This window comes from Saccharopolyspora sp. NPDC002376, assembly GCF_053593195.1.
In genome coordinates, this window is sequence record NZ_JBSFBZ010000019.1 from 15,623 (window position 1) to 28,147 (window position 12,525).

The window sequence follows — 12,525 nt, forward strand, 5'->3', positions numbered from 1 at the left end:
GCTCGTGTGCACTGCTGTCGTGATGGGGCGCCGCTGGGTGCGGGCCGCCGCATTGCGATCAAGAGTGGTCGGCGGCAGCAGTTTTCGGATCGGCCTGCGGGCCGCTGATCGTTCGGCGGAGGTCGGCCTATCGGCCAGGTTGTTCGGACCGATCGGCCAAGGCGCTCGGATGAGCGCACCGTCTACGGTTTGAGCGTGAGCAGTTTCGTGACGGCGACGGGAACCGAATCGGACGCGCCCTGGTGGCGCCGGTTCGGCAGCCTGCTGCGCGAGCAGTGGATCTTCGCGGCGTTGCTCGGGCTGATCTGGGCCGGCGACTCCCTGGTGCTGATCAGCTCTTCCGGCCACTACCGGTACGGGATGTTGCTGATCCCGGGCATCACCGCGATGGCGCTGCTGGCCGTCTTCGGCCGGCGGTACCCGGTCCGGTGCGGACTGCTCGCGGCGGCGGTCCTGCTCGGCAACACCGCGGTGCTCGTGGTGCTCAGGGTCCACGTCCACACGCTCGGCCTGGACGAGATCCTGCCGACGGAGAACGCCGCGGGCCTGCTGCTGGTGCTCTACACCTTCAAATCCAGCCCGCTGCGCAAAGCCATCCCGGTCACCGCCACGCTCGTGCTGGCCTGCCTGGCCTCGGTCGTGGTCCGCTTGGAGGCGTCGAACTACGGGGGCGGCGACTTCGAGCAGACGCTGTCCTTCGGATTCCTGCAGCTGCTCCTGGTCACCGGCACCGGTCTCTACCTGCGCGGTAACTGGCCCGGCCGGAGGCGCTTCCAGGGTTCGCCGATGCAGGAGCTGATGCGCCGCCAGTGGCCGGTGATGGCCGCGCTGAGCATCCTGCTGTTCCTGGAGTTCAGCAAGAACGGCGAACTGTCCTTCCTGTCGAACCTGGTGGTGCTGCTCAACGGTCTGGTCTTGGCAGTGCTCGCCGCGTTCGCTCCGAGGCGGCCCATCGAGTCCGCCTACCTGGGGGCGGCGACGATCGGGCTGACGGTCCTGGCGATGTGGCTGCTGGGGTTGACCGGCAGCCGCGGGAACCTGCTGGGACCGGTGTCCATCGCGGCGACCGGAGCGGGCATGCTGCTGGTGACCTACGCGGTCCGCCACGCGGAGATCCGCCGGGCGATCGAGGCCACCGGCGTGCTGGTCGGGACGACGCTGTTCGCCCTGTTCATGACCCCCGCGTACAGCGGCACCAGCACCTTCTTCAACGACAGTCTCACGCGCGACCTGATCTCGCCGCTGTTCATGGGCGGCCTGCTGCTGGTGATCTCGGTCGGCACCGGGATGTACTTCCGCGCCAGGGACGGGGAACGGGCCCGGTCCGTGCACTCCGCGGTGGAGAGTGCGCAGCATGCCGAGCGGATGGCGTTGGCGCGCGAACTCCACGACGTGGTGGCGCACCACGTCACCGGCATCGTGGTGCAGGCGCAGGCAGCGCAGATGGTGGCGGAGAAGAACCCGAAGGCGGCGACCGAAGCCCTCGCCCGGATCTCGGACAGCGGCACCGAAGCGCTGACCGCGATGCGGCGGCTGGTGGGGAGCATGCGCAGCACTGAACCTGCCGGGGCTTCGGCCGCGACGGAACAGGCCACCACCGACCTCGAGGCCGACCTGCGGGCGCTGGTGGAATCCGCCCAGCGCCACACCACCGAGCACACCGATCAGACTCGGGTGGACCTGAAGGTCGATCTGGTGGATCGGACGGTCCCCCAGGAAGTGGCGCGCTCCGCGCTGCGCGTGGTGCAGGAATCCCTGACGAATTCGGAGAAGCACGCGTTGGAAGCGAGTTACGTCCAGGTCAGGGTGTGGGCCGACACCACGAATCTGTACGCGTTGATCACCGACGACGGTTCTGGGGTGCGCCGCCAACCCGTCGGTGGGTCGGGGGGATACGGTCTGGTCGGGATGCGGGAGCGGATCGAGCTGCTCGGCGGTGAGTTCCACGCCGGGCCGGGCGAACACGTCGGTTGGCGGGTAGAAGCCGTGCTGCCGCTGGACGAGCAGAGCGGAGATGAGGGACAGCGATGATCCGGGTGCTGATCGCCGACGACCAGGAGCTGGTGCGCGCTGGGTTCCGAATGATCCTGGAGTCCCAGGACGACATCGAGGTGGTCGCCGATGTCGCCAACGGCGTGGACGCGGTTCGGGTGGCGCGGGAGAAGCAGCCGGACGTGTGCCTGATGGACATCCGCATGCCGGGCATCGACGGACTGGAGGCGACCAAGCAGCTGGCCGGTCCCGACGTGGCCGACCCGATCAAGGTCGTGGTCGTGACCACCTTCGACCTGGACGAGTACGTCGACCGCGCGCTGCGCAACGGGGCGAGCGGATTCCTGCTCAAGGACGCCGGTCCAACGCTGCTGCTGGAGGCCATCCGAGCCGCCCAGCGCGGGGATGCGCTGGTCTCGCCGCAGATCACGGTGCGACTGCTCAAGCACTTCTCACAGCCGCAGGTGCAGCGCCGAGCGGTCCCGCAAGTGGATCTCACCGAGCGCGAGCTCGACGTGGTCCGGGCGACCGCGCGCGGTCTGACCAACGGCGAGATCGGGCAGGAGCTGTTCATGTCCCTGTCGACGGTGAAGACCCACCTCGCCTCCGCGCAGAGCAAGATCAAGGCCCGCAACCGGGTGGAGACGGCGGCCTGGGCTTGGCGCAGCGGCTTGATGGACGGGGAGTGAAAGCTGCTTCTGCGGCCGGAAAATGAGTCCGCGATCCGGGTTGGCTGCTGTTAGGCTCACGACCTGCAAGTGATCGTGAACCGAGGAGCGGCAGTGGCAGGGGACGACGACATCTCCGGGTGATTCCCGGTAGTGATCAGCCACGGGCAGGCGCGCAGCGCCGCCGCGGTGGCGATTCCGTCATGTCACGTTTCCCCGTTCACCACCGGGTTGCCTCAGCGCGCCCGCATCGCATCCGAGGGCTCTCGCATGTCCGAAGCGTTCATCACCTGCTCGAACCTCTCCTTCTCCTGGCCGGACGACACACCTGTCTTCGACGGGCTGTCGTTCACGGTGGGCAGTGGCCGCACCGGCCTCGTCGCGCCCAACGGGGCAGGAAAATCCACCTTGCTCAAGCTGATCGCGGGCGAATACCGGCCCAGCAGCGGAACCGCGTCCACGAACGGCGTGCTCGGCTACCTGCCGCAGACCCTCCCGCTCGTCGGTGACCTGACCGTCGCCGAGGTCCTGGGGGTGTCCGCGGTGATCAAGGCGTTGCACGCCGTCGAATCCGGCGACGTCGACGAGGAGCACTTCGCCACCATCGGCAACGACTGGGACATCGAGGAGCGCACTCGCGTCCAACTGGACCGGCTCGGCCTCGACGACGTCCAACTCGACCGGCAGCTGCACACCCTCAGCGGCGGCCAGGTGGTTTCGCTCGGTCTCGCCGCGCAGTTGCTCAAGCGCCCCGACGTGCTGCTGCTGGACGAACCGACCAACAACCTCGACCGCGATGCGCGGCGCAAGCTCGCCGGCGTGCTCGAGGAGTTCAACGGCTGCCTGCTGCTGGTCAGCCACGACCGCTCGCTGCTCGACCAGATGGATCGCATCGCCGAGCTCGGAAGCGGCGAAACCCGCTTCTACGGCGGTAATTTCACCGAGTACGAGGACGCCGTGCGCGCTGAGCAGGAGGTTGCGGAGAAGAACGTCCGCAACGCTGAGCAGGAGCTCAAGCGCGAGAAGCGGGAGATGCAGCAGGCCCGCGAACGAGCTGAGCGCAAGGCCAGCAACGCGGCTCGCAACATCGGCAACGCCGGACTGCCGAAGATCGTTTCCGGCGGGCTGAAGCGGCGGGCTCAGGAGACCGCGGGCAAGGCGAAGGAGACGCACGCCAACCGGGTCAACGAAGCCAGAACCCGCCTCGACGAGGCGAGCCGAGCGCTGCGGGACGACGACAAGATCGCGCTCGACCTGCCGGGCACCCGCGTCCCGGCCGGGCGCGTGGTGTTCCTCGGCGAAGGAATGCAGGCCCGCCGCGGCGAGCGGGAGATCTTCGCGGAGGAGGGCCTGGACCTGGCGATCAAGGGACCGGAGCGGATCGCGCTGACCGGCCCGAACGGTTCCGGGAAGTCCACGCTGCTGCGCCTGGTGGAAGGCCAGGTGGCGCCGGAGCGCGGCGAGATCAAGCGGGTCGACGGGCGGATCGCTTACCTGTCCCAGCGACTCGATCTCCTGGACCTGGACCGCACGGTTTTGGAGAGCCTGGTCCAGTTCGCACCGGGGATGCCGGAGTCGCGGCGAATGCACCTGCTCGCGCGCTTCCTGTTCCGGGGCTCCCGCGTGCATCTTCCGATCGGTGCGCTGTCCGGTGGTGAGCGGCTGCGCGCGACGCTGGCCTGCGTTCTGAGTGCGGAGCCAGCGCCTCAGCTCCTGCTGCTCGACGAGCCCACCAACAATCTGGACCTGGTCAGCGTTGGTCAGCTGGAGAGCGCGCTCAACGCTTACGCAGGCGCGTTCGTGGTGGTCAGCCACGACGAGCGGTTCCTGGCGGAGATCGGAGTGGAGCGCTGGCTCCGGCTGGACGGCGGTCGTCTGACCGAGACCGGAGCGCCGGAGGAGGCATGACGGCCTGCACCCGGTAGAGGTCGGCCATCTGGCTTTCGGGCCCCTCGGGCAATGACCGATCGAAGGAGGGCAGTTGACCGTTCAGCCGAGGTCAGAAGGGCCCTAGTCCGGTGATCCTGGATTCATGACGAAGCGAACCCAGGACACCGTTTTCGTGGCAGTGCTCGCCGGAATCGCGACCTTGGCAGGAGTGATCATGATGCAGCTCATGAACGGCTTAGGTGCCTGACAGGCATCCGGCAGAATGCGGACATGCCGATCGCACTACGCCTGCACGCGCCGATGGTCCTGCCCTGCGACCCGGAATGCTCGGTCATCCGGGATGCGGTGGTTGACATCGATGAGGCCGGTCGCATCGTGTACTGCGGCCCGAGCATCGGTGCGCCGGAGCGTCCGAACGACGTCAACGTCCGCGAATGCAGCGGGATCCTGCTGCCGGGCCTGATCAACTCGCACGCGCACAGCCCGATGACGCTGCTCCGGGGGATGGGTGGCGATCTTCCGTTGCTGCGCTGGCTGCGAGAGGTGATCTGGCCCGCGGAGGCGAGGCTGCGGCCGTCGGACATCCGAGCGGGCATGGAGCTCGGGTGCGTCGAGATGCTGTGTGCCGGGGTCACGACCAGCGCCGAGATGTACTTCGACGGGGAGTCGGTGGTCAACGCCACCCTCGCGGTCGGGTCGCGCGTCGTGTTCGCTTCCGCGGTGATCGCGACTCCCGAGCTGGACAAGCTCGGCGGCTGGCAGGGCATGGTCGACGGGATCAACCGGTGGATCGACGCCGACGGCCTGCGGTTCGGGCGGGGCGATCGGGTGGAGCTCGCCTACGGGCCGCACTCGGCGTACACGCTTCCGCCGGAGGCGTTGCAGGCGATCGGTGAGGCCGCGCAGCAACGTGAGGCGCTGGTGCACACGCACGTGGCGGAGACCCTCGCTGAAGACGTCGAGCAGCGGGAGCAGTTCGGTTCGGTGCCCGCACTGCTGGAGAAGCTCGGTGTGCTCGACGGCCGGGTGCTCGCCGCGCACGGAGTGCACCTGTCGGACGAGGACATCGCGTTGTTCGCACGCCGCGGAGTCGGGGTGGCGCACTGCCCCGGTTCCAACGCGAAGCTCGCTTCGGGGACGGCGCGGCTGGTCGACCTGCTGGCAGCCAGTGTCCCGGTCGGCCTGGGTACTGACGGGCCGTCCAGCAACGATGACCTGGACTTGTGGGAGGAGGTGCAGTTGGCAGGACTCTTCGCGCGCACCGTGACCGGTGACGCGACCGCGCTGAGCGCTGGCGCGGCGCTGCTCGCCGCGACGCGTGGCGGAGCTGAGGCACTGCACCGCGACGACATCGGCTCGTTGGAGCCGGGCAAGTGGGCCGACATCGTGCACCTCGACGTCGACAACCCGGCTTTCGCCACCGGTCTGGACGTGCCGGACGAGCAGATCCTGGCGAACGTGGTGTGGGCGTCCGGATCGCGCTGCGTCCGCGACGTCTGGGTCGCCGGCGACCGAGTGCTGCGCGACCGCGAACCCACCCAGGTGGACCGCCGCGCAGTGCAGGCGGCAGCCCGCACCGCAGCGCAGCACATCCGCGGCTGAGTCGGACAGTTCAGCGGCAAGTCTGGGCGGGGTGGGCTGGGCCACCGGGCCGCCCCCCGGCTGGACCGCGGCGCCGGCCGGGTCGGACGTCACAACGTCGACAACCCGGCCGGGAAGCCGTCCGACCAGATTAGGAGGGGCGGATGACGATCTCGGTGAGGTGGGCGTCGGCGGTGGCGCGCACCGCGGAGACGATCGGCTCGGCGACCGACTCGGGCCGCAGGTAGTCGCCAGGCTGGAACTCGGCGCCTTCCTGCTCGCGAACACCGCGCTGCATGTCGGTGGCGGTGCGACCGGGGAACACGGAGGTGACCCGCAAGCCGTTCACTGCTTCCTCGGCGCGGAGCACGTCGGCGAAGGCGCGCAGCGCGAACTTGCTGGCGGCGTAGGAGCCCCAGTTCGGCTTCGCGGATAGCCCCGCGCCGGAGTTGACCAGCACCACGTGGCCCTTGCTGTCACGCAGCTTGGGCAGCAGGAGCCGGGTCAGCTCGGTGACGGCGAACAGGTTCAGCTCGAACGTGCGTCGCCAGGAGTCGCTGGGAGCGTCCGCGACCGCGGCCAGCTCGACCAGACCGGCGCAGTGCACCACGACGTCGAGCCGATCGATGTCGGCGACCGCGTTGGCAACGGCTTCGTGGTCGGTGAGCTCGACCGGCCAGGGCTTGGCTTCGGGGAGCTCGGCGACGAGTGCTTGCAGCGCGTCGGCGTCGCGCCCGCCCAACAGCAGATCGTGCGTGTCGGAAAGCGAGCGGGCGACGGCGGCACCGATACCGCGTGAGGCGCCGGTGACCAGGGCAATTGGGCGTTCGGGCATGCCTTAACGGTAGCTTCGGTGAGTCGAGCCACAGTTACCGGCCATCTCATCCAGTGGTTGACCTCTTGACCTGATGAGTGGGTGCGGTTTAGGTCACTCGGATGAGCGGAGTTGATGCAGCCCCTGCCTCGGTGCAGAACCGGATCCTTCGCAAGGTCGCCGTGCGGCTGATGCCGTTCCTGTGCTTGCTGTACTTCGTCAACTACCTGGACCGGGTCAACATCGGCTTCGCCGGCCCGAACGGGATGAACGACGAACTCGGCATGACCGCAACGGTCTTCGGTTTCGCCTCGGGCATCTTCTTCCTCGGCTACCTGGTGTTGGAGGTGCCGAGCAACCTCGCGCTGCACCGGTTCGGGGCGCGGAAGTGGCTCGCCCGCATCATGATCACCTGGGGCGCGGTGGCCACGGTGATGGCGTTCGTGCCGAACGCCACGACCTTGGTGGTGCTGCGCTTCCTGCTCGGCGTGGCCGAGGCCGGGTTCTTCCCGGGCATCATCCTGTACCTGACCTACTGGTTCCCGGCCGCGCAGCGGGCCAGGGCGGTCGCGCTGTTCATGGCCGCGGTGCCGGTGTCCAGCGCGATCGGCGCCACCGTGTCGAGCGTGCTGATCACCAGCGGCCACGGGATCTTCGGCTTGTCCGGCTGGCGGTTCATGTTCCTGGTGGAGGGTGTGCCGGCAATCCTGCTGGCGTTCGTCACCTGGTTCTACCTGACCGACCGCCCGTCGGAAGCGAAGTGGCTCACCGCCGAGGAACGCACGTGGCTGAGCGACCAGCTGGACGCCGAGCGCGAGCAGACCGAGGCCGAGCACAGCTGGCCGCTGCGGAAGGCGCTGACCCACCCGCGGATCCTGGCGCTGGCGTTCGTGTACTTCGGCATCGCCTATGGCCTGTACGCGCTCGGGTTCTTCCTGCCCACCATCATCAAGGGCTTCGAGCAGCAGTACGGTACCGAACTGTCCACTATGGAGACGGGTCTGATCACGGCGGTGCCCTACGTGATCGGCGCGGTGGCGATGGTGATCTGGGGCGCGCACGGTGACCGGAAGCGGGAACGGGTGTGGCACGTAGCCCTGCCGCTGCTTCTCGGCGGCCTGAGCATCCCGATCGCGCTGTACATGGGAAATCCGTTCCTGGCGATGGTCGCGGTGACGGTCTGCGCGGTCGGCGTCTGCTCAGCGCTGCCCGCGTTCTGGGCACTCCCCAGTAATTTCCTGGCCGGGGCAGCGGCCGCAGGAGGCATCGCGCTGATCAACTCCCTGGGCAACATCAGCGGTTTCGCCGCGCCCTACATCACCGGAGCCCTCAAAGACGCAACCGGCTCCCAACGAGCAGGCCTGTGGATCGTCGGCATCGTGATGGTCGCAGCAGCAATCACCGTGATCGCCCTCAAAGCATCCCCGCGAGCCGAATCCTCAAACCAGAACTGATCCCGAGGCCCTCGACCCGCGGCTGCGCCGGAACCACAGTTTCAATTGAAACTGTAAATCCCAGGCACGAGGGATCACAGTTTCAATTGAAACTGTAGTTACCCGGCAGTAGGCGGAACCTGGAGATCGCTTATGGGGCGGCGGGATCGGGCGGTCAGTGGAGGTCGGTTGCCAGGTCGACGATCTCGTTGCTGAGATCGTCGAGTTCGGGGCTCGGGAGGCCGCCGCGCGGGCGAGGCTGGTGATGCGGGTGTGCCAGTCGCCGCCGGGGTCTGGCGCGTCGATGCGTTGAAAACCGCGCGACAGCAAGCCGTCTGCAAGTGAGGAACGGCCGCGTAGCACCTCCTTGCGCGCGCCGATCGCGTTCATCGCAGCGCTTTCCGGTAGCGACCAGTCCGCGCCGCGAGCCTCCGGGTTGTCGATGTCCGCGCTCTCGTCGAAAGCGTGGGAGGCAGCCCAAACAGCCAGGTCCAGTCGCCAGAACAGCGGAACTCGGCGGAACCGCACGAAGACCGACCTCCGCACAGCAGACCGCTGGAACTCCGGCGACGATCGCACCGAAACGAACTCGGCCACAGTCCCGAGCACCGAGGGCAACCGTTCGACGCACGTCGGCACCGAACCTTCCGGAACCACCCAAGCGAGGTCGACATCGCTGTACGCATCAGCGGTGCCAGCCCCCAACGACCCGATCAGCGAAACGCGCGAGTCGGAAACCGCAGAGGTGAGAACCTGGCTGATGGCAGCAGCAAAAGCACGCTGGTCCTGGAACATCGGCCCAGGCTGAACCGCCCGAGTCCGCAGAGACGCTGAAAACGCAACGAGGGCCTCCGGTCGATGCCGGAGACCCCCGCGCTCGCAAGGTGTGATCAGCGTCGGCCGATCTCACCGCCGTCCTTGCGCCACACCGCCACGACCGACGGGCGCGGCTGCGAGTCGCCGCCGTCCGGCCAGTGGGAGGCAGGCTTGTCCGCGCTCGCCCCGTCGAGCTCGCCCGGGTGCTGCACGGACACGGTCACCAGGCTGTCCCGGACCACCGGGCCGCAGGTCTCCGCGCCGTGCGGCACGGTCAGGAACTGCTTGACCTGGCCGCGTTCGGGGCCGTCCACCGGAACCGCGAACAGGCCGTCGTTGCTCTTCAACGCGTTGCCGTCGGTGGAGATCCACAGGTTGCCGTGCCGGTCGAACGCCACGTTGTCCGGGCACGAGATCGGGCTGACCTGGGACTTGTCGAAACCGCCGAAGTAGGTGCCCGGGTCGTTCGGGTCGCCGCACACCAGCAGCAGGTTCCAGCGCAGCGTCGTGCCGGTGGCGTCGTCGTCGATCTCGATGACGTGGCCGTGCTTGTTACCGACCCGCGGGTTGGCCTCGTCGGGCGCGGCGTTGCCGGTCGAACCGCGGTTGGAGTTGTTGGTCAGCGCGCAGTAGATGCGGCCGTTGACCGGGTTCGGCTCGATGTCCTCCGGCCGGTCCATCTTGGTCGGGCCCACCGCATCGGCGGCCAGTCGGGTGAAGACGTAGACCTCTTCGGCGGTGAAGCCGGGCACGAACGACTTGTCGCCGCTGGCCAGCGCGATCCACTCGCCGGTGCCGTCGAAGGCGCCGTCGGCGGGCAGCTTGCCGGTGCCGTCGATCTCGCTTTCCGGGCTGTTGCCGGCGAACTTCGCGACGTAGAGCGTGCCGTCGTCGAGCAGCGTCATGTTCTGCCGGCGGGCGTGGGCGCTGTTGCCCTGCTTGATCTTGCCGTTGGAGACGAACTTGTAGATGTAGTCGAAGCGCTCGTCGTCACCGGAGTAGGCGACAACCCGGCCGTCCTCGGCGACCTTGACCGCCGCGCCTTCGTGCTTGAAGCGCCCGAGCGCGGTGTGCTTGACCGGCGTGGAGTTCGGGTCGTGCGGGTCGATCTCGACGATCCAGCCGAAGCGGTTGGTCTCGTTCGGCTCCTGCGCGAGGTCCCAGCGCTTGTCGAACTTCTCCCACTTGCGGGTGCTGGTGGTGCCCTTCAACCCGTAGCGTGCGAGGCGCTTCTTGGCGGTCGGGTCGGTGATCGAGTCGGCGTTGGCGAAGTACTGGTTGAAGTTCTCCTCGCCGGACAGGATCGTGCCCCACGGCGTCATGCTGCCCGCGCAGTTGTTCTGCGTGCCGAGGACCTTGGTGCCGGTGGGGTCGGCCGAGGTCTTGAGGAAGTCACTGCCGGCGGCCGGTCCGCGCATCTCGAACGGCGTGTTCAGGGTGATGCGGCGGTTGTACTGGCTCGGCACCGGCTTGAGCCCGCCGTTGCCCTCCCGCTCGACGTAGACGACCGAAAGCCCGTGCGCGGCCCACGCGATGCGCACCTGCTCCTCGGTCGGGTTGTTCTCGTCGTACCCGGTGAACATGTGGGTTTCGGTGGTGTACTCGTGGTTGACCACGAGCAGGTTGCTCTTGCCGCTGCCGTCGAGCGGGACCAGCTCGGCGAAGTCGTTGTTGTAGCCGAACTGCTGCTCCTGCGCGGCCGCGGTCTGGTTGTTGAAGTCGAACTCGGGCGCGCCGGGCAGGATCGGGTCGCCCCAGCGGATCACGACACCCTGCTCGTAGCCCTCCGCGGTGACCACGGCGTCTTCGGTGTTCGGGGCGACCACGGCGAAGTCGGTGCCCGGGATGCTCGCCCGGCCCTGGCCGCGCAGCGGCGCCGGGACGGCGGCTGCGGTGCTGGTCAGCGCGGCTGCACCGCCGACGGCCAGGGCGACGACGCCGCTGGCCTTCAGAGCGTTGCGCCGGCTGAGCACGCTCGCGGCGATGTCGCCGAAGTAGGAGTTGTCCGATGTATTGGGTGCCTCGTGCGCGCAGGCGTTGCCGCAGCGGTACTTGCAGGTCACCGAGGAACGGTTCGCGGAGTGGTGGGGAAGCAGCGGCAGCGGGATGACCCGCCCGTTGTCCGGTCGGGGAGACAAGCGGACCTCCAAGTGCTCATCGGGAACACCCGGACATTAGGCAGATCAGGCGATGGCTTCAGTACGGGAAGATGAACAGCGACCAAACACGCGACGCAGAGTTATCGAAACTGGTTCTGATCGCCGAAAAGAAGGAACGCTGGGTGGTCGAGCGACTACGGATCAGCAGTAGGGTGGCTGGTTGCCGAGAGCGCCGGCACGGTCATCCACACCCTGAACTGCCGGTAGACGTCGACCACCGGACCGCTGATCTCGACGGTTCGGTCATCGCGCCCGGTGACGCCGGGCAGCTCCTTCAGGGTGTCGGCCACCGAAGCGGATTGCCAGCGCACCGCCAGCGTCGTGGTGTCCGGCGCGGACGGGGTCGGGAGTTCGCTGGTCAGGCAGGCCGCGGCGGCGGTTTCGATGGCTTCGCGGGCTTCCGCGAGCGGGCGGAGTTCGGCGGCGAAACGACCTCGCGCGTACTTCACCGGCACGGTCCGCACGCCCGGATCCCACTTGGTCATCTCCGCGCAGGCGGTGTCGTCGCCGGAGAGCAGCACCACGGGAGCGCCGAGCGCGGCGGCGGTGGCGTGCGTCAGGCCGATCTCGCCGACCGGGCGCTCGTTGAGCCAGATGTCTTCGATCTCGTGGCCCATGAAGCTGTGGCTGAGCACTCCCGAAGTGCCGGCCCGCGAGTGGAAACCGATGCACAGCGCCGCGTCGAAGCTGTCGTCGAGTCCTTCGAGCATGCCCATGGCCTTGGGTTTTCCGCGGATCAACCGGGCCGCGGGGTGAAGCATGTCGGAACGGAGGTTGCGCATCGGACCGTGCGCGTCGTTGACCACGACATCGGTGGCCCCGGCGGTGAGCGCGCCTCGGACGGCCGCGTTGACGTCCTCGGCCATCATCAGCCTGCCGTGCTCGTAGTCCCGCCCGGCGGGTTGGACGTCTTGAGCGTCGACGAGTCCGGTGATCCCTTCCATGTCGACGCTGAGGTAGATCCGCATGCGCACGCTCCCGGGCCGGAGAACCAGGCCGGATCGATGATTCCACAGCTGTGGCGCGAAAAATCGGTGTCGCCGAAGTGCGCGCCTTGCTACTTTCGCCGCATGGCTTGTTTTGCCGCGTACTTCATCCGGCTGCGTTCCGCCTAGGCGGCGCAGCAGCTGCATTCTGCGCCGTCCGCGTCCGGACTCCCGTTCCCGACGCGC

Annotated in this window: 9 protein-coding genes; 5 read left to right on the forward strand and 4 right to left on the reverse strand. The window is 68.1% G+C overall.

Translation table 11 applies throughout. The features are described 5' to 3' along the window. Positions 1 to 195: 195 nt before the first annotated feature. From ACWCO2_RS15260 to ACWCO2_RS15275, 4 genes are all read left to right on the forward strand, one after another. Positions 196 to 2,031, forward strand: a complete 1,836-nt coding sequence (locus ACWCO2_RS15260; protein WP_450128348.1) for a sensor histidine kinase — start codon at positions 196 to 198, stop codon at positions 2,029 to 2,031. Continuing rightward, positions 2,028 to 2,681, forward strand: a complete 654-nt coding sequence (locus ACWCO2_RS15265) for a response regulator transcription factor (RefSeq protein ID WP_450128349.1) — start codon at positions 2,028 to 2,030, stop codon at positions 2,679 to 2,681. The genes ACWCO2_RS15260 and ACWCO2_RS15265 overlap by 4 nt, the downstream gene beginning before the upstream one ends. A gap of 249 nt (positions 2,682 to 2,930) precedes the next feature. Next, on the forward strand, positions 2,931 to 4,568 hold the full coding sequence (gene abc-f / locus ACWCO2_RS15270) for a ribosomal protection-like ABC-F family protein (protein ID WP_450128350.1): 1,638 nt from the start codon (positions 2,931 to 2,933) through the stop codon (positions 4,566 to 4,568). A 252-nt stretch (positions 4,569 to 4,820) separates the two neighbouring features. Next, a complete protein-coding gene (locus tag ACWCO2_RS15275) occupies positions 4,821 to 6,152 on the forward strand; it encodes an amidohydrolase family protein (protein ID WP_450128351.1) in 1,332 nt (443 codons plus the stop codon). Between the two features lie 130 nt (positions 6,153 to 6,282). On the opposite strand, the gene ACWCO2_RS15280 is transcribed toward ACWCO2_RS15275, so the two are convergent. After that, positions 6,283 to 6,966 (reverse strand): SDR family oxidoreductase, encoded by a 684-nt coding sequence (locus ACWCO2_RS15280; RefSeq protein WP_450128352.1) that lies wholly within the window; start codon positions 6,964 to 6,966, stop codon positions 6,283 to 6,285. A 101-nt stretch (positions 6,967 to 7,067) separates the two neighbouring features. Here ACWCO2_RS15280 and ACWCO2_RS15285 point away from each other — a divergent pair, with 101 nt between their 5' ends. Further along, positions 7,068 to 8,399, forward strand: coding sequence for an MFS transporter (locus tag ACWCO2_RS15285; protein ID WP_450128353.1), 1,332 nt, complete (start codon positions 7,068 to 7,070; stop codon positions 8,397 to 8,399). On the opposite strand, the gene ACWCO2_RS15290 is transcribed toward ACWCO2_RS15285, so the two are convergent. From ACWCO2_RS15290 to ACWCO2_RS15300, 3 genes are all read right to left on the reverse strand, one after another. Then, positions 8,385 to 9,173, reverse strand: a complete 789-nt coding sequence (locus ACWCO2_RS15290; RefSeq protein ID WP_450128354.1) for a hypothetical protein — start codon at positions 9,171 to 9,173, stop codon at positions 8,385 to 8,387. The genes ACWCO2_RS15285 and ACWCO2_RS15290 overlap by 15 nt on opposite strands. Before the next feature lie 95 nt (positions 9,174 to 9,268). Then, positions 9,269 to 11,332 carry a PhoX family protein gene (locus ACWCO2_RS15295; protein ID WP_450128355.1) on the reverse strand — a complete coding sequence of 688 codons (2,064 nt, stop codon included), beginning with the start codon at positions 11,330 to 11,332 and terminating at the stop codon, positions 9,269 to 9,271. A 155-nt stretch (positions 11,333 to 11,487) separates the two neighbouring features. After that, entirely contained in the window at positions 11,488 to 12,321 is an 834-nt protein-coding gene (locus ACWCO2_RS15300) for a M55 family metallopeptidase (protein ID WP_450128356.1), read from the reverse strand. Positions 12,322 to 12,525 lie beyond the last annotated feature (204 nt).